This is a genomic window from Rathayibacter festucae DSM 15932, from assembly GCF_004011135.1.
In the GTDB taxonomy this organism is placed as follows: domain Bacteria; phylum Actinomycetota; class Actinomycetes; order Actinomycetales; family Microbacteriaceae; genus Rathayibacter; species Rathayibacter festucae.
This window is the reverse complement of the sequence record NZ_CP028137.1, coordinates 2,207,806-2,229,655: the sequence shown is the minus strand read 5'-3', so window position 1 is coordinate 2,229,655 and position 21,850 is coordinate 2,207,806. Positions and strand designations below refer to the sequence as shown.

Genomic DNA, 21,850 nt, shown 5'->3' with positions numbered 1-21,850 from the left:
CGTCGCGTCCGTTATCGGCAACCGGACCGGTGCGTTCGACGCCGTGCCGGACGAGGGGTGGCGGGTCGGCTTCGCGGTGGCGTCGGCGCTCGCCGGTCTGCTGCTGCTCGGAGCCGCCGCGCTGCTCGGACGGGCCTGGGGTGCCGAGCGAGGGGGGTACGTCCTCGCGCCGTACCAGATGGTCAAGGACCTCGGCCGACCACGAGGTCGGCAACCCCTCGCACGTCTTCGACGGCGACCTCGACGGCTTCATCGCCGCGGGCATCCGCTGGCGCAAGTCCGCCTGACCCGCAGTAGCGACGCTCGACGCAAAGCTACGGACGGCTCGCGCCGATACGTCGAGCCGATCGTTGCGGTGCGGCGGATCAGGGTGCTCCTGGTCGAATCAGGGGCGGACAATTCAGGCTCACCGCCCTATCTTCGAGGAGTCCTCATAGTGAGGATCGTTCACGAGGGAGTGAGTCATGTTCAACAAAATGATGAAGATCGGGGCAGGTGGCGCCGGGCTGGCGCTCGTGTTTGGTCTCGTTCCACCAGCCCAAGCTGACGAGCAAGGCGTCCTCAGCGATCTAGCGTCAGTGTCATCGTTCTCCGATAGCGTCGCGACAGACGTCCTTGCTCGGGTCGCCGACGTCTCCGCCCGAGAGGGCGGAGCGGCGATCATGGAGGCGACAGTCGACGGCGTCGAGCTTTCGCTCCCTAGGGATCCTGAGACGCCGATAGAGCTGACGACGACTGGCGATGGAACCATCGAAGTCCTCCTGCCGTTCTCGGAGTCGGCAGCCGACGCAAACGTCGAGACCGATGGGGTCGTCTCGTACGACAACGGCAACCAGTCGACCACCGTTCCGATCCTCAAAGAGGACGGCTCCGTGCAGATCACGACCCTCATCGAGGACGCGTCGTCGCCCACCACTTACGACTACGGTCTCGTCCTCCCCCCTGGAGGATCAGCATCCCTCCAGGACAACGGCGCAGTGCTGCTTGCCGCTGAGACCGGCGACTTCGTCGGCATCGTCGCTCCTGCCTGGGCCACGGATGCGTCAGGGGCGAGCGTTCCGACGCACTACGAGATCGGCAGCGGCATCCTTCGTCAGGTCGTCGAGCACTCCGCCGCTGATACCGCATATCCGGTCGTCGCTGACCCGTGGTTCGGCGTCAATCTGATCGACAGGTTCGCCTGGTCCAAGCCTGACCACCCGACCAATCACGGTCGGGGCTGGACGATCTCTGTCGCTGTCACGCCGATGATGGCTTTGGTCAACGAGCTCGTTGCATCAACGGCAGGGTGGGACGAGCTCGTCTCTCGGATCAGTGCCGACAATCCTGCCGGAACCAACTTCCCGAACCGCTCTTATCAGCTGCAATGGCAATGCCATTCCCTGGGGAAGGCCGCGATCGGGCTGAGCGGATGGCTCGGCATCGACCAGCGTCCGACCTGGGATCTGGAGAGCTGGCGACGAGAGATCAGCGTCCCCGAGGCCTGGGGCGGCGTCATCGACAAGCACTGCAACTGGTAGGGAATCTCCCATGAGCTCTCCGATCGTACGTCCGGTCCGCCCAGCTGTGCTCGGGCTTGCGGTGTTCGCGGCGGCGGCGGCCGCGTTCGTCGTCGCGTCCGTCATCGGCAACCGGACCGGTGCATTCGACGCCGTGCCGGACGAGGGGTGGCGGGCCGGCTTCGCGGTGGCGTCGGCGCTCGCCGGTCTGCTGCTGCTCGGAGCCGCCGCTCTCCTCGGGCGTGCGTGGGGTGCCGAGCGAGGGGGGAGCACTGCCCCCGTGATCGCGACGACGGCGGCCGCGGCGGCGGTCTGCCTCCTCGTCGGGCTGTCGCTCGTGAGCGTCGGGACGGAGGCGGCGACGTCGATGCCGGCTCCTGAGTCGCAGAGGGCGTCCTCGGCTCTCGCGATCGCTCTCCTCGCCTGCGCGGCCGTCTCCGCCTGCTCCTTCGTCGTCGCCCTGGTGCGGCGGCCGGGGGAGTCGCGGGGCGCCTGACTCCCGGGTCATCACCGCCGGAGCGCGCTCGGCTCGACGCGCCGGGCGGCCGGACGGGTCACTCTCCGGGATCGTCGCTTACCCTCGTACCGACATGATTCGCTTCGACAACGTCTCCAAGCAGTATCGGGGTGGCACGAGACCCGCCCTCAACGCCATCGATCTCGAGATCCTCCGGGGCGAGTTCGTCTTCCTCGTGGGCGCCTCCGGGTCCGGCAAGTCCAGCTGCCTCCGCCTGATCCTCAAGGAGGAGCGGCCCTCCTCCGGCTCGATCCACGTGCTCGGGCAGAACCTGGGCAAGATCTCGAGCCGCAAGGTCCCCTACTTCCGCCGCAACATGGGCGTGGTGTTCCAGGACTTCCGGCTCCTCCCGAACAAGTCGGTCTTCGACAACGTCGCCTTCAGCCTCCAGGTGATCGGCAAGTCGAAGGGCTACATCCAGGAGGCGGTCCCCGACACGCTCAAGATGGTGGGCCTCGCCGGCAAGGCCGCGCGCCTGCCGCACGAGCTCTCCGGCGGCGAGCAGCAGCGCGTGGCCATCGCCCGCGCTGTCGTCAACAAGCCCGCGGTCCTCCTCGCCGACGAGCCGACCGGAAACCTCGACCCGACGACCAGCGCCGGCATCATGGCGCTGCTCGAGCGGATCAACGCCGGCGGCACGACCGTGATCATGGCCACCCACGAGGCCGGCATCGTCGACCAGATGAAGCGCCGCGTCATCGAGCTCTCGGCGGGCAGCATCGTCCGCGACGAGAGCCGGGGCGGCTACGGCCAGACCGAGAGCATCACCGTCGTGCACGACGGCGTCGTGGTCGTCGCGGCCGACGACCACCCGACCACCACGTCCTCGATCGCCGTCCCCGTGATCACCGAGAGCGCCCTCGCGCCCGCCGAGGTCCCGGAGGTCGACCTGCGCCACGCGCCGGCGCCCGCCGCCGCCGCGCCGGAGCTCCCCGAGCACGGCGCCGCGTTCGCGCGCCCGCGCCTGCAGCAGACCGCGCCGCAGCCCCGCGTCCCGGAGGGCCGCCGCTCGGCCGCCGCACCCGAGACCCACGTCGCTCCGGCGCGCCCCACCACCCAGTCGAACCCGGTCGTCCCGCCGCCGCCGCCCGCCCCGACCGAGGCGCCCGTCTCGCCGCGCGTGGTCGAGCTGCAGAGCCAGACCGGCCCGATCTACCTCCCCGCCGACACCGGGGCCCTCCCCGAGGAGTCCCTCGCGGCCCGCCTGGGCCTGCGCGCCCACGCGGGCGAGGGCGACGAGTCCGGGGACGACCAGCAGGATGTAGGACCCGTCAAGTGAGATACGCACTGATCTGGTCGGAGGTCTCCAGCGGCCTCCGGCGCAACGTCTCCATGGTCGTCTCGGTGATCCTGGTGACCTTCATCTCGCTCACCTTCGTCGGCACCGCGATCCTGCTGCAGATGCAGATCGGCCAGATGAAGAACTTCTGGTACGACAAGGCCCAGGTCGCGGTGTACATGTGCACCGCCACCTCCGGCGGCGCGAACTGCAGCGGCTCCGACGCGACGCAGGAGCAGATCGACACCGTCGAGTCGCAGCTCGCGGGCGCGACGCTCGCCCCGTACATCGACCGCTCCTACTTCGAGGACCACGACCAGGCCTACGCGAACTTCCAGGAGCAGTTCGCCGGGAACCCGGTCGCCGAGTACGTCACGCCCGACCTGCTCAACCAGACCTTCTGGATCAACCTGAAGGACCCGACGCAGTCGGACGTGCTCGTGGAGAGCCTGTCCAGCGTCTCGGGGGTCGAGAGCGTCACGGATCAGAAGCAGTACCTCGACCAGATCTTCTCGATCCTCAACGCGGCCAGCTACACGGCCATCGGCATCGCCGTGCTGATGCTCGTGGCGGCGGTGCTGCTGATCGCGACGACGATCCGATTGTCGGCGTTCTCGAGGAGACGGGAGCTGGGCATCATGCGGCTCGTGGGCGCCTCGAACCGGTTCATCCAGACCCCCTTCATCCTCGAGGGCGTGTTCGCGGCGCTGCTCGGCTCGATCCTCGCGGGGGTCGCGGTCGTGGCGATCGTGGTCTTCTTCGTGCAGGGGTTCCTCGCGTACCGGATCCCGCTGACGTCGTTCGTGGGCGTCGACGACGCGCTGATCGTGGTGCCGATCCTGATCGTGGTGGGCATAGTCCTGGCGGCGATCTCCGCCAACGTCGCGATCGCGCGGTACCTGCGGGTCTAGACCGCCCGGCGCTCTCGGCCGCGTGCGGCCGTATACTGGTGGGCTGCCCCGATCGGGGCGGCCCACCATCGCTCTCGGACCGAAGGAGCAGCCGTGCCCAGGGAACAGGGACAGAAGGTCGTCGCGACCAATCGCAAGGCGCGCCACGACTACCTCATCGAGGACACCTACGAGGCGGGACTCGTGCTCTCGGGCACCGAGGTCAAGTCGCTCCGCAACGGCCGCGCGTCACTGGTCGACGGCTACGCCTTCGTCGACGGCGGTGAGGCGTGGCTCGACGCCGTGCACATCAACGAGTGGGCCCAGGGCACCTGGACCAACCACCCGCCGCGCCGCAAGCGCAAGCTGCTGCTGCACAAGGCGCAGATCCTCAAGATCCACAACAAGGTGAAGGAGGGCGGGTACACGCTGATCCCGCTCTCGCTCTACTTCAGCGACGGCAAGGCCAAGGTCGAGCTCGCGGTCGCGAAGGGCAAGAAGGACTACGACAAGCGCCAGGTGCTCCGCGAGCGCCAAGACCGCCGCGAGGCCGACCGCGCCATGTCCACCCGCCGCCGCATGGGCGAGTAGGCCGTCCGCGCCGATGTCCCGCAAGCGGGGGAGGCGCGCGCTCCGGTCCTGAGAGACTGGAGGACGTGACCTCTCCCGACAACGCTCCCGACGCGCCGCCCACTGCCGCAGAGGAGCGGACGCGCTGGCGGGCGTTCGCGGTCGCGGTGTCGGTCGCCGCCTTCACGATCCTCGACCTGTCGAAGGTCAACGTCGGGCTGCCCTCGATCGAGAAGTCGCTCTCGGCCGATCCGAGCCAGCTGCAGCTGATCGTCGCCGGCTACGCGCTCGCGTTCGGCCTCTCGCTCGTCCCGTCCGGCAGGCTCGGCGACATCAAGTCGCGGCGCCTGCTGTTCCTCGTCGGTCTCACCGCGTTCACGCTCGCGAGCCTGCTCTGCGCCGTCGCGCCGACGATCGAGCTGCTCGTCGTCGCCCGCTTCATCCAGGGCATCGCCGCGGGCATCCAGATGCCGCAGGTGCTCGGCCTGGTGCAGCAGCTGTTCACCGGGGCCGCACGGGCCCGCGCCTTCGGCGTCTTCGGCGCCGTGATCGGCCTCTCCACGGCGTTCGGGCCGACCCTGGGCGGACTGCTGATCGCGATCGGCGGCGAGCAGGACGGCTGGCGGCTGCTGTTCTGGATGAACATCCCGCTCGGCATCGCCGCGCTCGTCTTCGCCTGGAAGCTGCTGCCGAAGGTCCAGCGGACACCGCAGGGCGACACCTCGCTCGACCCGGTCGGCCTGCTGCTGCTGGGCGTGACGATCTTCGCCTTCATGCTGCCGTTCCTGCTGACCACCGGTGCCTCGACGGACTCGCCGTTCCGCTGGTTCTGGCTGCTGCTGGCGGTCGTCGCCGCGTACGCCTTCGTGAAGTGGGAGGCGCACTACGCCGCGAAGGACCGCACCCCGGTCATCGACTTCCGGATCTTCCGCACCAGCTCGTACCGCAACGGGATCCTGGTCGCGACCTCCTACTTCGCGGCCATCCCGGCGACCTTCCTGCTGACGACGCTCTTCCTCCAGCAGGGCCTCGGCCTCGCGCCGGTGTTCGCGGGAATGGTCAGCATCCCGTTCGCGCTGACCTCGGCGGTGACCGCCTGGTACGGCGGCAAGCTCGTCCAGCGCTACGGGCGCGCGCTCGTCGTGCTGGGCATCGTGCTCGTCGTCATCGGCTTCACGCTGGTGCTGCTGGCGGCCGAGCTGCTGCCGGCCGAGACGGCCGCCTACGGGATGGGCGCGGCGATGCTCGTCGCCGGCGCGGGCGGCGGCTTCGTCGTCTCGCCGAACCAGACGCTGACGCTCGCCGAGATCTCGCCCGAGCAGGGCGGCGTGGCGGGCTCGGTCGGCCAGCTCGGTCAGCGCGTCGGCACCGCGGTCGGCACGGCCTGCGCCTCGGCGATCTTCTTCGCCACCCTCGCCAGCGAGGCGGGGATGGCGGAGGGGCTCGACCGGTACCACGACGCCTTCCGCAACGGCTACTTCGTCACCCTCGGGCTGATCGCACTCGCCCTCGTGCTCGGACTGCTCGATCTGCGCCGTCGACGGGTCACCGCCCGCGCGACGAGGTAGACTCTTCTCTCGTAACTCCACAGTGTGCGACGACGACCCACTCCACCCGGCCCAGTGTCGGCCAAGGCTCAGTGCCGGTGAGTGCTCGCGGGGATGATCGGTTTCGACATTGCCTGCGAAACTGCGAGAAGCGGGTCGAGGATTCAGGGTTATCTCGTTAACGATCTCTGAAAAACACAGGTGCCGAACAGAAGCGCACCGACTTCGCTCTCGCTGCCTAAGCCAGAGTAGATAGTCCGTCAGCCCGTGGGTGCGTCCTCGCCCCGGATCCTGGCGTCATCTAGAGGACTTGCTGCGTCGTTACGCCTGAGGGCGACGCGGGACTTGAACTCGGGCTGGGCCCGTCGACCGATGCGCCAGTGGTAACGGTCGGGGCCGAGTAGAACGCTCTCACTGGCTACACCCGTAGAAGGCGCAGAATCACAGCGATGGACGGGGGTTCGATTCCCCCCATCTCCACCACCGGTCGTCGTCGCACACAGGAGCTGCCGCTCCGAGCCGCTGCCGCTCCGAGCCGCCGCTGCCCTGAGCCGCTGATGCTCCGCGCCGTCACTCCGGACGCACGTCGAGCTGGCGGACGCGGCCGTAGAGGGTCAGCAGCGCGAGGCGCTCGTCGTCGTCGCGCTCCGCGCCGTTCTCCGGACCCTGGAGCGTCTCGGGAGGCGTCCACGCGCGGTAGAGGTTCTCGGGCGTGACGACCGTCGCCATCGCCCCCTCCGGGTAGTTCGGGTGGGCATCGAGGGGCAGCTCGGCGAATCCGCTCGGGAGCATCCGCGCGAGTGCCTGCGTGAGCGGTGCGAGGCGCTCGGCGCGCTCGTCGTCGACGGTCAGCGTCACCGCGTTCATCGCCGCGAGAGCGGCAGCCAGGTGCTCGACGGCATGGTCGTCCGCGCACTCCTCCGTGACCAGGAGGGCGACGACGCCGCGGGGTTTCAGCCAGCCCAGCACGGCCTCCTCGGCGCCGCCGTGCACCGACACGACCCGGTCCGAGGTCAGCGCGTAGTCATGGATGAGCCGGGACCAGCGCCGGACGGAGTCCTCGGTCGAGTCGGCCAGCGCCTCCGCCGCCGAGAGCAGCGCGCACTGCCGCTGCAGCCGGGTGAAGAGGCTGTCCGCCGGCCGGAACTCGTGCTCCGCCGTCGCCGAGCGCTCCGGCTCCGCGCTCTCCGGAACGTCTCCTGCGTGCTCGTGCATCTTCGACTCCTGCAGCGCTTCGCGGCACCCCCGAGCCGTTCGCCGATCGTGTGTGATCGTCCTCCCACAGTGCGCGTGCGCCGCGAACCTGTCAATCGAGGTGCGGAGGGGATTGACCCCGACGCCGGGCGTCCGGGCTGGTCGTCAGCGCGCGGCGCCGAAGAGGCTGCCCGCGGTCTCGCCGGTCGCCGGGTCGAAGACGGCGCAGAGCACGGCGCGGTCGCCGTGGCGCCAGCTGACCTCGGACGGGACGAAGCTGCGGTACTCGAGGGCGGAGTCGCCGTAGGCGATGCCCATCACCGCACCGAACTCGGGCTCGCAGCCGGCGTCCGCCTGGGCCAGCAGGGTGTTGCGGCTGGTGTAGTCGTCGCCGGGCTGCGCGAAGACGTGGAAGACCTCGAGGTCGTGGCTGTCCGCGCAGGGGACGGCCACGAAGTCGGCGACGCGGTCGTCATCCGGCTCCCGGAGGCAGTCGCCCTTCGCCACCGAGAAGGCGTCGACGACGCCCGCGGTGGTGACCGTGCCGCCCTCGTCGCGGAGCGCTGCCGGATCGTCGGAGCCCACGACGGACGAGCACGCCGCGAGCGGGAGCACGGCGGTGAGGAGTGCCGCCGCGAGGAGCGCCGAGCGCCGGCTCATCGGCGGGCGGCGATCGCGAGGACCTCGTCGTGCAGGAGGCCGTTGGTCGCGACGGCGCTGCCGTGCCAGGGGCCGTCCTCGCCGTCGGCGGAGGTGAAGCGGCCGCCCGCCTCCTGGACGATCGGGACCAGGGCGGCGAGGTCGTAGGGCTTCACGTCGAACTCGCCCGCGCCGTCGATGAGGCCCTCGGCGACCAGCATGTAGGGCCAGGCGTCGCCGTAGGCCCGGTCGCGCCAGACGGTGCGGGCGAGCTCCAGCAGCTGCTCGAGCCGGCCGGCGCCGTCCCACTGCTGGATGCTGTTGTAGCTGAAGGTGGCATCGGCGAGGGACGCGACTCCGGAGACCTGGAGGCGGCGCGGCTCCTCGGCGGCGGGGGCGACCAGGACGCCGCGCAGGCCGTCCGGCAGGTCGAGGCTGCCCAGGGGAGCGCGGCTCTCGTCCACCCAGGCGCCGGCACCCTTGGAGGCCCACCAGCGCTTGCCGAGGGCGGGGGCGGAGACGACGCCGACCACCGGGACGCCGTCGATCGCCAGCGCGATCAGGGTCGCCCAGATCGGGACGCCGCGGACGAAGTGCGCCGTGCCGTCGATCGGGTCGAGGATCCACTGGCGAGAGGCCTCGCCGGAGGTGCCGAACTCCTCGCCGAGGATCGCGTCGTCGGGGCGCTCGGCGGCGAGGAGCGCGCGGATCGCCTCCTCGACGGCGCGGTCCGCGTCCGAGACGGGCGTGCTGTCGGGCTTGGTGTCCACGACGAGGTCGAGGGCGAGGAAGCGCTCGCGCGAGATCGCGTCGGCGGCGTCGGCGAGGCGGAGGGCGAGGCGGAGGTCGTCGTCGAGGGTCACGCGTCCACGATACTGAGCGCCCCCGCTGCGCGCGGGTCTCCCCGCCGGTCGAGCGGCGCGCAGCGCGTATCAAGACACGCGTGTGCAGAAGGAGGATCTCGATACGCCCGCTGCGCGGGCTACTCGATCAGCATGGCGCGAGTGTCGATTTGACGAAACGGGGGTGGGCGCTGGTAATGTGATCCCTCGGTTCGGCACGCACGATTCGCCGGTCGCCACGCACCTCTAGCTCAATCGGCAGAGCAACTGACTCTTAATCAGTGGGTTCTCGGTTCAAGTCCGAGGGGGTGCACCACATCGAGACGCCCGCCACTCCGGCGGGCGTTTCGTCGTTTCCGGAGCGTCCGACGTCGTCGCGCTCCGCCTGGGCATCCCCGCAACGTGCGGCGTCGCCCCGTGCGCTCCCCGCCGTGTCCATGGGAGGCTGCCCTCTTCGTCCGATCCGCTCGATGGTGCGCGCCCCTTCCCCCACCCGAAAGGACCGCCGTGCCAGAAGACGCCCTGCAAGAAGTCGGCTCCATCGCCCTCGCCGTGCTGATCGCCGTCGTGATCGCCGTCGTCGTGACCGCGGTCGTGGCGCTGATCATCCGCTCGATCGGCAAGCGCAAGACGTGGGCCCGGCTGCTGATCCGCCGGGTGCGCATCCCGTTCCGCGTGCTGCTGCTCACGATCGCCGTCTGGGCCGCGCTCGCCGCCACCGTCTCCGGTGACACCTGGCCGGGGCTCGTCGACCGGATCTTCCAGATCGCCACGATCGGCGCCGCCGCCTGGCTGGTCGGCGCGACCTTCGTCTTCCTCGAGGACCTCGGCGCCGAGCGCTACCGCACCGACACCGCCGACAACCGGCGCGCCCGACGCCTGCGCACGCAGATGACGATCATCCGGCGGGTGGCCGTTGCGGCCGTCGTCGTGATCGCGATCGGCGCCTCGCTGCTGACCTTCCCCGAGGCGCGGACCGCCGGAGCCTCCCTGCTGGCCTCGGCCGGTGTGCTCTCGATCGTCGCCGGTCTCGCCGCGCAGTCGAGCCTGACCAACATCTTCGCGGGGATGCAGCTCGCCTTCAGCGACGCGATCCGCCTGGACGACGTGGTCATCGTCGAGAACGAGTGGGGCCGGATCGAGGAGATCACCCTGACCTACGTGGTCGTGCACCTCTGGGACGACCGCCGCCTGGTGCTGCCGACCAACTACTTCACCACCCAGCCGTTCCAGAACTGGACCCGCACCGGCTCCGAGCTGCTCGGCGCCGTCGAGCTCGATCTGGACTGGCGCGTGCGCCCCGACGAGATGCGCGCCGAGCTGCACCGGATCCTCGAGGAGACCGACCTCTGGGACCAGCGGGTCAGCGTCCTGCAGGTCACCGACGCGGTCGGCGGCTACGTCCGCATCCGCGTGCTCGTCACCGCGAAGGACGCTCCGACGCTCTTCGATCTGCGCTGCTACGTCCGCGAGGGGCTGGTGAGCTGGCTGCACGAGAGCGACCCGATCGCCCTGCCGCGCCAGCGCGTGGAGATGCAGCACGAGGAGGCGGGCACCGCCCCCGCACCGCGCAGCCGCACGAAGTCGGCGCCGGACAACCTGTTCTCGGGCGACCCGCAGTCCAACGAGCGCGGCGCGCTCTTCACCGGGCTGATCGACCTCCGCGAGACACCCGACCGCGACGGCCGCCGGCACGACTGATCGCCACGGCGGGCGGGACCGGGCCTAGCCCCGCTCGCCCGCGAAGGCGAGCAGCGCCTCGGCGATCTGCGCGTCGGCCTCCTCGTGGCTGATCGTGGCCGTGCCGTCGCCCGGCTGCGGGCCGTACCAGCCGAAGTCGGCGTGGTTCGTCCCGTCGATCTCGACGAAGCGCGCGTCGGCGGGCAGCTGGTCGCTCGCCGCGGAGACCTTCTCCGGGGTGCTCAGGCCGTCCTCCGAGCCGCTCACGCTCAGCACCGGCAGTCCCGACGCGGACAGGTCGTTCGCGCAGTAGCTGCCGAGGAGCACGAGGCCCGCTACCTCGGGGTCCTCGCCCCACTGGCAGGCCTTCACGCCGCCCAGGGAGTGGCCGCCGACCAGCCACTCGTCGACGCCGTCCGCCTGCGCCGTGAAGCTCTCGAGCGAGCGCAGATCGAAGAACGCCAGGTTGAGGATCGGCCGGGTGATCACCACGCTCGCACCCTCCTCGACGAGCGGCGCGAGGGTCGCCTCGTAGGAGGCCGCGTCGACCTTGGCGCCGGGGACGAAGACGAGGCCGACTCCGTCGAGGTCGGTGCCCGCGTCGTCCCTCGGGGTGAGCACGATCGCGGTGTCGGTGCGCTCGACGGCGACCGCGGGGTCCGCGTCGACGCGGGCGAGCGCCTCCGGATCGGGGCCCATCACGATCGAGGACCAGGTCAGGAAGCCGAGGACGGCGACGGCCACGAGGGCGCCGAGGCTCACGAGGACGATCCGCAGCGGGCGGCGGCGCCTCCGCGCGGAGGTCGCGCGCGCGGCTCCGGCGCTCATCGGTGCCGCGCGATCGCGTCGGCGGCCTGGACCAGCGCGAGGTGCGAGAGCGCCTGCGGGGTGTTGCCCGCGTGGCGCCGGTTCTCGACGTCGTACTCCTCCGAGAGCAGGCCGACGTCGTTGCAGAGCCCGACGAGGCGGTCCATCAGGGCGCGGGCGTCGTCGAGGCGGCCGGAGTCGGCGTACTGCCGCACCAGCCAGAACGAGCAGGCGAGGAACGGGTGCTCCCCGCCGGCCAGGCCGTCGACCGAGGACTCGGTGCGGTAGCGGTGCAGCAGGCCGTCGTGCATCAGCGCCCGCTCGAGCTCGGCGACCGTGCCGAGCATCCGCGGGTCGTCGGCGGCCACGAAGCCGACCATCGGCAGCACGAGCAGCGAGGCGTCCACCTCGGTGGAGCCGTAGGACTGCACGTAGTGGCCGCGCTCGGAGTCGAAGCCCTGCTCCTCGATCTCGGCGCGGACGGTGTCGCGCAGCCGCTCCCAGGTCTCGACCGGGCCGTCGAGCCCGTGCTCGCGGACGGCGCGGACGCCGCGGTCCAGCGCCGCCCAGACCATCACCCGGGAGTGGGTGAAGTGCCTCGGCTCGCCGCGGATCTCCCAGATGCCGTTGTCGGGCCGCTGCCAGTTGCTCTCGACGAAGCCGAGCAGCGCGCGCTGCAGCGGCCAGGAGAACTCGGTCTCGTCCACTCCGGCCACGCGCGCCTCGTGCAGCGCCACCATCACCTCGCCGATCACGTCGGCCTGGTACTGGTCGACGGCCGCGTTGCCGATCCGGACGGGGGAGGCGCCGTCGTAGCCGGGCAGGCTCGGCATCTCCCGCTCGGCCAGGTCGCGCTCGCCGGCGAGGCCGTACATGATCTGCACGTCCTCCGGCGAGCCGGCGACCGCCCGGAGCAGCCAGGCGCGCCACTTCTGCGCCTCCTTCTCGAAGCCGTGCGCGAGCAGGGCCTCGAGGGTGAGGGACGCGTCGCGGAGCCAGACGTAGCGGTAGTCCCAGTTGCGGCTGCCGCCGAACTCCTCCGGGAGGGAGGTGGTCGCGGCGGCGACGATGCCGCCGGTCTGGTCGTCGGTCAGCGCGCGCAGCGTGAGCAGCGAGCGGACCACCGCGTCGCGGTGCGGGCCGTCGTAGCGGATCGCGCCGGCCCAGTCCGTCCACCAGCGGACCGTGCGCTCGATCGCCTTGTCGACGTCGAGCACCTTCGGGGCGCGCTGGTGCGAGGGGAACCAGGCCATCGAGAGGTCGACCGTCTCGCCGGCTGCGACGTCGAACTCGGCGGAGTGCACGTGGTCGGTCGCCGAGAGGCGCACGCCGCGGACGACGACCGCGTCGGGGCCGGCGACGGCGACCAGCAGCGGATCCTCGTCCGTGCCCTCCTGGCGCACCCACGGCATCGTGCGGGCGTAGTCGAACCGGATCCGCAGCTCCTGGCGCATCCGCACCGAGCCGAAGACGCCCTTCACGCGGCGGACCAGCTCGGCGCGGTCGTCGCGCAGCGGCATCACGTCGGTGACCTCGACGACGCCGGTCGCGGTGGTCCAGGTGGTGACGAGGGCGAGGGTGTCGCCGAGGTAGTGCCGCTCGACCGTCGCCTCCGCGTCCACCGGCCGGAGCGACCAGCGGCCCTGGTCGTCACCGCCGAGGAGCGCGCCGAAGATCGAGGCGGAGTCGAAGCGGGGGAGGCAGAGCCAGTCGATGCCGCCGTCACGGGAGACGAGAGCGGCGGTGCGGCAGTCGGAGAGGACGGCGTAGTCCTCGATCGGGGAGACCATGCGCTGATCCTGGCAGCAGAACGCTGGGCGCTCCTGCGAGCGGGCGGGGCCGGCCGACCGTGGCGCACCACCGTCAAGGCCGGGAAACGGTCGGCGGGGGCGCCGTAGGGTGTGGCGCATGCCTCAGTCGGTCCACACGCTGCTCATCCTCGGTGCGACGGGCGACCTGTCCGCCCGCCTCCTCCTCCCCGCTGTCGGTCAGCTCCTGACCCGCGAGCCCGATCGCCGCCTGCACCTCGTCGGCGCCGGTCAGGAGGACTGGACGCAGGAGCACTGGCACGAGGTGGTGTCCACGTCGTTCGCCACGGAGACCGCCTCGGGCGCCGGCATCGACGCCCTCGTCTCGGGCACGCGCTACCAGCAGGTGGACGTCACGGATCCGGAGGCGCTCGCCGCGCTGCTCGCGAGCTGCGAGGGACCCGTCGCGATCTACTTCGCCCTGCCGCCGGCGATCGCCGCGAAGGCCTGCGACGCGCTCGCCGCGCACGAGCTGCCGGAGGGGACGGTGCTCGCGCTCGAGAAGCCGTTCGGCACCGACGAGAAGAGCGCCCGGGACCTGAACGCACGCGTCGCCGCGCTCGTCCCCGAGGACCGCGTGCACCGCGTCGACCACTTCCTCGGCCGTGCGACCGTCATGAACCTGCTCGGGCTGCGCTTCGCGAACCGCATCCTCGAGCCGCTGTGGTCCGCGGAGCACATCGAGAGCGTCGCGATCGTCTACGACGAGCAGCTGGGCCTCGAGGGGCGCGCGGGCTACTACGACGGCGCGGGCGCGCTGATCGACATGATCCAGAGCCACCTGCTGCAGGTGCTGGCGGTCGTCGCGATGGAGCCGCCGTCGACCCTCGGCGCGGCGGACCTGCGCGACGCCAAGGGCATCGTGCTGCGGGCGACGCGGCTGCACGGCGAGGACCTGAGTGCGAACTCGCGTCGGGCGCGCTACACCGCCGGCTCGGTCGACGGGCGCGAGCTCCCCGCCTACACGGACGAGAAGGGCGTCGACCCGTCGCGCAAGACCGAGACGCTGGCCGAGCTGACCGTCGAGATCGACACCTGGCGCTGGGCGGGCGTGCCGTTCACGTTGCGCTCGGGCAAGGCGCTGGGGGAGCGGCGGCGCGAGATCGTCATCCGCTTCAAGCCGGTGCCGCACCTGCCGGCCGGCTTCCACGGGACGGCGGAGGCGTCGGTGCTGCGGCTGTTCCTCGCGCCGGACCAGATGGCGCTGGAGCTGAACATCAACGGCCCCGGCGACCCGTACACGCTCGAGCGCGCATCGCTCGAGGCCACCTTCGGCGCGGGGGAGCTGCTGGCCTACGGCGAGGTCATCTCCGGGATCCTCGACGACGACCCGTCGCTCTCGGTCCGCGGCGACGCGGCCGAGGAGTGCTGGCGCATCGTCCAGCCCGCGATCGACGCCTGGCGCGCAGACGACGTGCCGCTCGACGAGTACCCGGCCGGCAGCGAGGGCCCGGAGAGCTGGCCGGCGGTCTGAGCGCGTCCTTGGTGGTCGAGCAGCGGCGGAGCGGCTTCGCGTCTCGGTGGTGAGGGAAAGGACGCGGCTGCGCCGCGACATGCTGGTCGAGTAGCCCCGCTGGGGCGTATCGAGACCGACCGTCACCAGAAGGGCGGGTCTGCAGACTCGTCTTGTGACGATGGTGGATCTCGATACGCCCGCTCCGCGGGCTACTCGATCGACATGGGGACATGCTGGTCGAGCAGCCGCGGAGCGGCGTATCGAGACCCGGCGGCGGGCGCGCAGGGCGTTTCGCGCCACAGCACGGCCGGGCTCCGCTCCGACCTACTGTGATCGGCGACCGGTGCCGAGTACGAGCCGGTCTCCGGTTCGAGGGAGTCTCCGTGGTCGTCGTCCTGTCCCCACTCGCCGGGCGCGCCGTGCCCCTCTCGGCCGTGCCCGATCAGCTCTTCGCGGCCGGCGTGATGGGAGCCGGAATGGCGATCGAGCCTCCCGCGGAGCGCGTCGAGGTCCTCTCGCCGGTCCGCGGGGTCCTGCTCCAGGTCCTGCCGCACGCCTTCGTGGTCGTCGCGGACAGCGGACGAGCGGTGCTCGTCCACCTCGGGATCGACACGGTGGGGCTGAAGGGCGCCGGCTTCACGGTCCTCGCCGCCAAGGGCGACCGCGTCGAGGCCGGGACCCCGGTCCTGGAGTACGACGTCGCGGCGGTCCTCGCCGCGGGACTCCCGACGGTGGTGCCCGTCGTCGTGCTGGAGCGGACCGCGGACCACGTCGACGCCCTCGTGGAGGACGGCGCGTCCGTCCTCGCCGGTGATCCTCTGCTCTCCGCATGACCACCCGCCCTCGGAGCGCGCCCGCCTCCCGCCGTCGCCTCGTCGTCCCCGGCTTCGCCGGTCTGCAGCGCCTCGGCAAGAGCCTCATGCTCCCGATCGCGGTGCTCCCGGCGGCCGGGCTCCTCCTCCGGATCGGACAGCCCGACCTGCTCGGGCGGATCGATCTGCCGGTGATCGGCCCGTTCTTCCAGGCGATGAGCGCGGCGGGCGGTGCCCTCTTCGAGAACCTGGCCCTGCTGTTCGCCGTCGGCGTCGCCATCGGCTTCACCAGGAGGCCGGACGGGTCGACCGCGCTCGCGGCCGTCGTCGGCCACCTCGTGCTCGCGAAGGTCTTCACCGTCCTGTCGCCGATCGTCCTGGCGGGGCGGACGACGGCCGCCGGCGACCAGGTGCAGATCGACTACAGCGTCTTCGGCGGGATCGTGGTCGGTCTGCTCACGGCCGTGCTGTTCGACCGGTTCCACACCATCGCGCTCCCCGCCTACCTCGGTTTCTTCAACGGCCGGCGGTTCGTCCCGATCGTCGTCTCGCTCGCGTGCCTCGTCGTCGGCTTCGGTCTGAGCTGGTTCTACCCGGTCTTCGAGTCCGGCCTCACCGGTCTCGGCGCCTTCATCGGCGGCACCGGGGCGCTCGGCGCCTTCGTCTACGGCTTCGCCAACCGCATGCTGATCCCGCTGGGGCTGCACCACATCCTCAACTCGTACGTCTGGTTCCTCCAGGGCTCGTTCACGAACGCCGACGGCGGCGTCGTCACGGGGGAGCTGACCCGGTTCGCCGCGGGCGACCCGACGGCCGGCGCGCTCACCTCGGGCTTCTACCCGGTGCTCATGTTCGGACTCCCGGCGGCGGCGCTGGCGATGATCCACGTGTCGAACCGCTCGCAGCGCGCGGCCGCGATCGGCATCCTCGGTGCCGCCGGGCTGACCGCCTTCCTCACGGGCATCACGGAGCCGCTGGAGTTCGCGTTCATGTTCGCGGCGTTCCCGCTCTACGTCGTGCACGCCGTGCTGACCGGGCTGTCCCTCGCGATCGCTGACCTCCTCGACATCCACCTCGGCTTCTCGTTCTCCGCGGGGCTCGTCGACCTGCTTCTCTACGGCACGGCGCCCGCCGCGAGGAACGTGGGGCTGCTCGTGGTGATGGGAGTCGTGTACTTCGCCGTGTACTACCTGCTGTTCCGGGTGGTGATCAGGAGGTGGAACCTGCGCACACCGGGGCGGGAGGAGGTCGTCTCCGGAGTGGACGAGGGTGAACCCGTCGCGGTCGCGGCGGAGCCGATCTCCGCGGCGGACGCTCCGCCGGAGTCCGAGGCCGAGTCGCTCATCGCGGCCTTCGGCGGGCGCGGCAACCTCGTCCACGTCGACGCGTGCATCACGCGGCTGCGCGTCCAGGTCGGCGACCGGGCGCTGGTCGATCCCGCGCGGCTGAAGGCTCTCGGCGCGGCCGGTGTGCTGGAGGTCGGCGAGAGCGTGCAGGCCGTCTTCGGCCCCCGCGCGGAGGTGCTGAAGAACGACATCCTCGACGTCCTCTGACGGACGCGGGATCTAGATACCCCCTCTGCGAGGGCTACTCGATCAGCATGCGCGGCCGCGCTGAACATGGTGGTCGAGTAGCCGCGGAGCGGCGTATCGAGACCCGACGGGTCAGCGGGTGGCGTCGGCCGGGGTCGCGACGGAGGCGGCGTCGGGCTCGGCCCAGACGGCGATCGGCTTGGGGTCCCAGGTGAGGGCGGCGGGCTCGGCGACAGGGGCGGCCGACTCCGCGGTGACGGGGGGAGTGGAGGCGCGCATGACGGGGATGGCGGAGGTGATGGGGTTCGCGGTGGCCTCGACGCCGGCGCGGAGCTGCTCGGCCTGGATGGCGGCGGAGAGCTCGTGGGCGAGCGAGCGGGCGAGCATCCCGTGGAAGATCGGGTCGCGGTCGTCCTGGCTGCGGCGGGTGACGACCCAGGCTCCCTCGGCGCCGACGAAGGCGGAGAGGCGCTCGTGCACGACGGCGAAGAGCTCGTCCTGCGTGAGCACGGGGGCCGCGACGACCTCGGGGGCCGGCTGACGGCGCCTCAGACGAAACCTCATGACGAACCCCGTTTCCCGTGCCGCGTGCTGGACCTCCAGTGTCCAGGGGCGACGGTGCCGGAGCGCGCTGACACGCCGCGGCCGGTGGCGCGCGGCGTGTCAGAAGGCGGTCAGCGGTCGCGCTTCTTGCCGTTCTGCTCCTTGACGAGCTCCTTCGAGTCGTAGGAGACCGAGCCGATGGCGACCGCGAGAGCGATCGCCCAGCTGACCCACTGCAGGGCCAGCCGCCAGTCGCGCGGACCCTTGCGCGTCGTCTGCAGGATGGACCAGCCTCCGACGATCGCGCTGATGACGCTGGAATTGAGGATGAACTTGCGCATCGATTGCCTCCTGTGTTCACCACGACGCTAGTGGCCCGGCCCCGTTCCCTCCCAACGGTTGACACCGCCGACGGCCAGCGGACGGCTCCGTCGTCGGTCCCGCCCGCTACGGTGAACCGCTGCTCGGCGCCGGGCCGCGGCAGGGACCGAGGAGAACGGATACGAGATGCGCACGGCTGTGATCGGGGCGGTGCTCCTCGTGCTCGGCGTGATCGCCGCTCTCACCGGGGTCCTGCCGATGGACGCGCTCGGCGAGCTGGTCGAGCGCACCGCGCCGATCCTCGCCTTCGTGGTCGCCGTCACCGTGGTGGCGGAGCTGGCCTCCGAGGCCGGAGTCTTCACGGTCGTGGCCGAGCGGGCGGCGATCTGGGGCCGCGGGCGGACCGCTCTGCTCTGGCTCCTGGTGGTCGCGATGGCGATCGTCAGCACCGTCTTCCTCTCCCTCGACACCACCGCCGTGCTGCTCACGCCGGTCGTCGTGCTGCTCGCCGCGCACGTCCGGGTGTCGCCGCTGCCGTTCGCGATGGCGACCGTCTGGCTCGCCAATTGCGCCTCCCTGCTGCTCCCTGTGTCGAACCTCACCAACCTCCTGGCAGAGAGGCGGCTCGGCGTCGACGGGCCGCTCGCCTTCGCCGCGCTGACCGCCGCGCCCGCGCTCGTCGCCGCGGTCGTCCCAGTCCTCGTGCTCGCGATCCGCTACCGCCGCGAGCTGGCCGGTCGCTACCGGACGGGGGAGCGGACCCCGGTCGAGGACCGCGTCCTGCTGATCGTCGCCGGCGTCGTCGTCGCGCTGCTGCTGCCCGCCCTCGTCTCCGGGCTCGAGGTGTGGATCCCGGCGGCCGTCGCGGCGCTCGCCCTCGTCGTGCTCTTCGCGGTGCGGAGGCCGTCCGCCCTGAAGGTCTCGCTGCTGCCCTGGCAGCTGGTCGTCTTCGCCTCCGGTCTCTTCGTCGTGATGGAGGCGGCGCACCAGCTCGGCCTCGGCGCGGCGCTCGCCGTGGTCGCGGGCGACGGGAGCGGCGTGGGCGAGCTGCTCCGGCTCGCCGGCTCCGGTGTCGTCGCCGCGAACCTCGTCGACAACCTGCCCGCCTACCTCGCGCTCGAGCCGGTCGCCGCCGACCCGGTGCGCCTGGTCGCCCTGCTGATCGGCGTGAACGCCGGTCCGCTGATCACCCCGTGGGCCTCGCTCGCCACCCTGCTCTGGCACCAGCGGCTGACCGCGCTCGGTGTGACGATCTCGTGGCGGCAGTACGCGCTGCTCGGCGCCGTCGCGGTGGTGCCGACGGTCGGCGGTGCGGTGCTCGCGCTGGCCCTCGCCCAGGGCTGAGCCCGGCCCCCGTTCGAGTGCGGCTGGTAGCCTCGGCGGGTACGAAGACGGGCACGACCGACGATCGGGACCACCATTCCTCCGCACTCCGCCTCCGCCCCCGCACCCCTCGAGGACAGCGCCGACGGGACGACTCCAGCCGCCGCCGACCACGCCGCCGGAGCGCGCAACGCGTTCGTCGTGGTCTCGAACCGCCTCCCGGTCGACCGCGTCGTCGACGCCGACGGCACCGCCTCGTGGAAGACGTCGCCCGGCGGGCTGGTCACCGCGCTCGAGCCCGTGATGCGGGCCAACGAGGGCGCCTGGGTCGGCTGGCCCGGGGTCGCGGACGAGGAGGTCGCGCCGTTCGAGAACGACGGCGTGCTGATCGTCCCGGTCGCCCTCAGCGCTCAGGAGCTCGAGGACTACTACGAGGGCTTCTCCAACGACACCCTCTGGCCGCTGTACCACGACGTGATCGCGCCGCCCACCTACCACCGCGAGTGGTGGGACGCCTACGTGCGGGTGAACCGCCGCTTCGCCGAGGCCGCCGCGGCGGTCACCGAGCAGGACGGCGTGGTCTGGGTGCAGGACTACCAGCTGCAGCTGGTGCCGAAGATGCTCCGCGAGCTGCGCCCGGACGTCACGATCGGCTTCTTCAACCACATCCCGTTCCCGCCCTACGGCATCTTCGCCCAGCTCCCGTGGCGCAGGCAGATCGTCGAGGGCCTGCTCGGCGCCGACGTGATCGGCTTCCAGCGCCAGGGCGACGCGGGCAGCTTCCTCCGCGCGGTCCGCCGCCTGCTCGGCTACGACACCCGCAGCACCGTCGTGGAGGTGCCGGTCGAGGACGACGCGGTCGACGGCACCCGCCGGGTCAACCGCTCGCGGCGCGGCGCCAGCGTCCGCCCGGTCGTGGCCCGGCACTTCCCGATCTCGATCGACTCCGCCGCCTTCGAGGCGATGGCGCGCACCCCCGAGATCCAGGAGCGGGCGCGCCAGATCCGCTCCGACCTGGGCGACCCCGAGACCGTCATGCTCGGCGTCGACCGCCTCGACTACACGAAGGGCATCGGCCACCGGCTGAAAGCGTTCGGCGAGCTGCTCGCCGACGGCCGGCTCAGCACCAAGGACGCGGTGCTCGTGCAGGTCGCGAGCCCGAGCCGCGAGCGGGTCGAGACCTACAAGCAGCTGCGGGACGACATCGAGCTGCAGGTCGGCCGGATCAACGGCGACTACGGCACGATCGGCAACCCGGCGATCAGCTATCTGCACCACGGCTACCCCCGCGAGGAGATGGTGGCGCTCTACCTCGCCGCCGACGTGATGCTCGTGACGGCACTGCGCGACGGGATGAACCTGGTCGCCAAGGAGTACGTCGCCTCCCGCTTCGACAACGACGGCGTGCTCGTGCTGAGCGAGTTCACCGGAGCGGCCGACGAGCTCAAGCAGGCCGTCCAGATCAACCCGCACGACATCTCCGGCCTCAAGGACGCGATCGAGAGCGCGGCCCGCATGCCGCGCGCCGAGCGCACCCGCCGGATGCGGGCGCTGCGCCGCCGCGTGCTCGAGAACGACGTCTCGCGCTGGTCGGCGAGCTTCCTCGATGCGCTGAGCGAGCACGCCGCGGGCCAGCAGCTCGACGTGCATCCGGCCGCGCGCGGCCAGGAGGCGCCGCTCGGCCAGGAGGCGGAGCACCACGAGGACGGCGTCCGCGGACGCGCCGCCGAGGACGCGCACCACCAGGACGCCCGCCGCGACGAGGCGGAGGCGTCGCGATGACCGCCGTCATGCCGACCCCCGGCGAGCACCTGCCCGGAGTGCCCGACCGCCTCGTCGCCGCGCTGCACGAGCTGGCCTCTACCGGCCGTCTGCTGGTGGCGCTCGACTTCGACGGGACGCTCGCCCCCGAGGTCGACGACCCGGCGCACGCCCGCGCCCTGCCCGAGGCGCGCGAGGCGGTCCTCCGACTGCTCGCGCTGCCCGGCACCCGCGTCGCACTGGTCTCCGGCCGTGCCCTCGGCAGCCTCGAGGAGGTCGCGCAGCTGCCCGACGAGGCGCTGCTGGTCGGCTCGCACGGCATCGAGATCCGCCTGGACCCGGGCGACGACGCCGTTCGCCTCGACGAGACCGAGCTGGCGAAGGTCGGCGTGCTCGAGGACGTGCTGAAGGGCATCGCCCGCGGGATCGACAACGTCTGGATCGAGGACAAGCCGGCCGGCTTCGCCCTGCACACCCGCCTGGCCACCGACCGGCACAGCCGCGTCGCGCACGTCGTCGCCCTGTCGGAGGCGCGCGCCGAGGTCGAGGGCGTCACTGTCCGCGAGGGCAAGAACGTGCTCGAGTTCTCGGTCCGCTCGACCACCAAGGGCGAGGCCGTGCAGCACCTGCGCCGCTACACCGGCGCGACCGCCGTGCTCTACGCCGGAGACGACGTCACCGACGAGGACGCCTTCGCGGTCCTCGGCACCGGCGACGTCGGCGTGAAGAGCGGTCCCGGCACGACCTCCGCCGCCTACCGCGTCCGCGGCCCGGAGCAGATCGCCCACGTGCTGTCGCTCCTCGCCGACTTCCGCGCCACCGCGGACTGA

Annotated in this window: 20 protein-coding genes, 1 tRNA gene, 1 other RNA gene and 1 pseudogene; 16 read left to right on the top strand and 7 right to left on the bottom strand. The window is 71.6% G+C overall.

From position 1 onward, the window contains the following. Window positions 1–154: 154 nt before the first annotated feature. From prfB to ssrA, 8 genes and pseudogenes are all read left to right on the top strand, one after another. Window positions 155–287, top strand: a pseudogene (gene prfB / locus C1I64_RS10450) (peptide chain release factor 2); the annotation flags it as partial. A gap of 177 nt (window positions 288–464) precedes the next feature. Further along, the gene (locus tag C1I64_RS10445) at window positions 465–1,520 is read left to right on the top strand and encodes a hypothetical protein (protein ID WP_127887154.1); all 1,056 of its coding nucleotides are present in this window, start codon (window positions 465–467) and stop codon (window positions 1,518–1,520) included. 10 nt (window positions 1,521–1,530) lie between these two features. Then, the gene (locus C1I64_RS10440) at window positions 1,531–1,995 is read left to right on the top strand and encodes a hypothetical protein (RefSeq protein ID WP_127887153.1); all 465 of its coding nucleotides are present in this window, start codon (window positions 1,531–1,533) and stop codon (window positions 1,993–1,995) included. Between the two features lie 94 nt (window positions 1,996–2,089). After that, window positions 2,090–3,295 (top strand): cell division ATP-binding protein FtsE, encoded by a 1,206-nt coding sequence (gene ftsE / locus C1I64_RS10435; protein WP_127887152.1) that lies wholly within the window; start codon window positions 2,090–2,092, stop codon window positions 3,293–3,295. Further along, on the top strand, window positions 3,292–4,206 hold the full coding sequence (gene ftsX, locus C1I64_RS10430) for a permease-like cell division protein FtsX (RefSeq protein WP_123447997.1): 915 nt from the start codon (window positions 3,292–3,294) through the stop codon (window positions 4,204–4,206). The genes ftsE and ftsX overlap by 4 nt, the downstream gene beginning before the upstream one ends. Window positions 4,207–4,299: 93 nt before the next feature. Continuing rightward, a complete protein-coding gene (gene smpB / locus C1I64_RS10425; RefSeq protein WP_123447996.1) occupies window positions 4,300–4,776 on the top strand; it encodes an SsrA-binding protein SmpB in 477 nt (158 codons plus the stop codon). 65 nt (window positions 4,777–4,841) lie between these two features. Then, window positions 4,842–6,323: an MFS transporter gene (locus C1I64_RS10420; protein WP_243587418.1), complete on the top strand. Its 1,482-nt coding sequence runs from the start codon at window positions 4,842–4,844 to the stop codon at window positions 6,321–6,323. Window positions 6,324–6,412: 89 nt separating this feature from the next. Continuing rightward, window positions 6,413–6,785: a transfer-messenger RNA gene (ssrA, locus tag C1I64_RS10415) on the top strand. An 87-nt stretch (window positions 6,786–6,872) separates the two neighbouring features. Here ssrA and C1I64_RS10410 read toward each other — a convergent pair. From C1I64_RS10410 to C1I64_RS10400, 3 genes are all read right to left on the bottom strand, one after another. Next, a complete protein-coding gene (locus tag C1I64_RS10410; protein ID WP_127887151.1) occupies window positions 6,873–7,517 on the bottom strand; it encodes a hypothetical protein in 645 nt (214 codons plus the stop codon). 144 nt (window positions 7,518–7,661) lie between these two features. Beyond that, on the bottom strand, window positions 7,662–8,156 hold the full coding sequence (locus tag C1I64_RS10405) for a septum formation family protein (RefSeq protein ID WP_127887150.1): 495 nt from the start codon (window positions 8,154–8,156) through the stop codon (window positions 7,662–7,664). Further along, the gene (locus C1I64_RS10400; protein WP_127887149.1) at window positions 8,153–8,998 is read right to left on the bottom strand and encodes an inositol monophosphatase family protein; all 846 of its coding nucleotides are present in this window, start codon (window positions 8,996–8,998) and stop codon (window positions 8,153–8,155) included. Before C1I64_RS10400 ends, C1I64_RS10405 begins: the two co-directional genes overlap by 4 nt. A 219-nt stretch (window positions 8,999–9,217) precedes the next feature. On the opposite strand from C1I64_RS10400, the gene C1I64_RS10395 reads away from it, so the two are divergent. Both C1I64_RS10395 and C1I64_RS10390 read left to right on the top strand, forming a co-directional pair. Beyond that, window positions 9,218–9,293 (top strand) — tRNA-Lys (locus tag C1I64_RS10395). A gap of 191 nt (window positions 9,294–9,484) precedes the next feature. Then, a complete protein-coding gene (locus tag C1I64_RS10390; RefSeq protein WP_127887148.1) occupies window positions 9,485–10,678 on the top strand; it encodes a mechanosensitive ion channel family protein in 1,194 nt (397 codons plus the stop codon). A 24-nt stretch (window positions 10,679–10,702) separates the two neighbouring features. Here C1I64_RS10390 and C1I64_RS10385 read toward each other — a convergent pair whose 3' ends face one another. Together C1I64_RS10385 and C1I64_RS10380 are read right to left on the bottom strand one after the other, a co-directional pair. Beyond that, on the bottom strand, window positions 10,703–11,485 hold the full coding sequence (locus tag C1I64_RS10385) for an alpha/beta hydrolase (protein ID WP_127887147.1): 783 nt from the start codon (window positions 11,483–11,485) through the stop codon (window positions 10,703–10,705). After that, window positions 11,482–13,254: a glycoside hydrolase family 15 protein gene (locus tag C1I64_RS10380; protein WP_127887146.1), complete on the bottom strand. Its 1,773-nt coding sequence runs from the start codon at window positions 13,252–13,254 to the stop codon at window positions 11,482–11,484. Before C1I64_RS10380 ends, C1I64_RS10385 begins: the two co-directional genes overlap by 4 nt. A 118-nt stretch (window positions 13,255–13,372) precedes the next feature. Between C1I64_RS10380 and C1I64_RS10375 the strand changes: the two genes are divergently transcribed. The 3 genes from C1I64_RS10375 (at window position 13,373) to C1I64_RS10365 (ending at window position 17,093) form a co-directional block, all read left to right on the top strand. Then, window positions 13,373–14,746, top strand: a complete 1,374-nt coding sequence (locus C1I64_RS10375) for a glucose-6-phosphate dehydrogenase (protein WP_164874507.1) — start codon at window positions 13,373–13,375, stop codon at window positions 14,744–14,746. Between the two features lie 365 nt (window positions 14,747–15,111). Further along, complete coding sequence (locus C1I64_RS10370; RefSeq protein WP_127887145.1) at window positions 15,112–15,561, top strand: PTS sugar transporter subunit IIA; 450 nt, start codon at window positions 15,112–15,114, stop codon at window positions 15,559–15,561. Further along, a complete protein-coding gene (locus C1I64_RS10365; protein WP_127887144.1) occupies window positions 15,558–17,093 on the top strand; it encodes a PTS transporter subunit EIIC in 1,536 nt (511 codons plus the stop codon). Before C1I64_RS10370 ends, C1I64_RS10365 begins: the two co-directional genes overlap by 4 nt. A gap of 111 nt (window positions 17,094–17,204) precedes the next feature. On the opposite strand, the gene C1I64_RS10360 is transcribed toward C1I64_RS10365, so the two are convergent. Both C1I64_RS10360 and C1I64_RS10355 read right to left on the bottom strand, forming a co-directional pair. Beyond that, window positions 17,205–17,636, bottom strand: a complete 432-nt coding sequence (locus C1I64_RS10360) for a hypothetical protein (protein WP_127887143.1) — start codon at window positions 17,634–17,636, stop codon at window positions 17,205–17,207. A 110-nt stretch (window positions 17,637–17,746) separates the two neighbouring features. Beyond that, a complete protein-coding gene (locus C1I64_RS10355; RefSeq protein WP_123447985.1) occupies window positions 17,747–17,956 on the bottom strand; it encodes a hypothetical protein in 210 nt (69 codons plus the stop codon). A gap of 166 nt (window positions 17,957–18,122) precedes the next feature. On the opposite strand from C1I64_RS10355, the gene C1I64_RS10350 reads away from it, so the two are divergent. The 3 genes from C1I64_RS10350 (at window position 18,123) to otsB (ending at window position 21,850) form a co-directional block, all read left to right on the top strand. Then, window positions 18,123–19,280, top strand: a complete 1,158-nt coding sequence (locus C1I64_RS10350) for an SLC13 family permease (protein WP_127887142.1) — start codon at window positions 18,123–18,125, stop codon at window positions 19,278–19,280. Between the two features lie 180 nt (window positions 19,281–19,460). Next, entirely contained in the window at window positions 19,461–21,041 is a 1,581-nt protein-coding gene (locus tag C1I64_RS10345; RefSeq protein ID WP_127887141.1) for an alpha,alpha-trehalose-phosphate synthase (UDP-forming), read from the top strand. Further along, window positions 21,038–21,850, top strand: a complete 813-nt coding sequence (gene otsB, locus C1I64_RS10340; RefSeq protein ID WP_127887140.1) for a trehalose-phosphatase — start codon at window positions 21,038–21,040, stop codon at window positions 21,848–21,850. The genes C1I64_RS10345 and otsB overlap by 4 nt, the downstream gene beginning before the upstream one ends.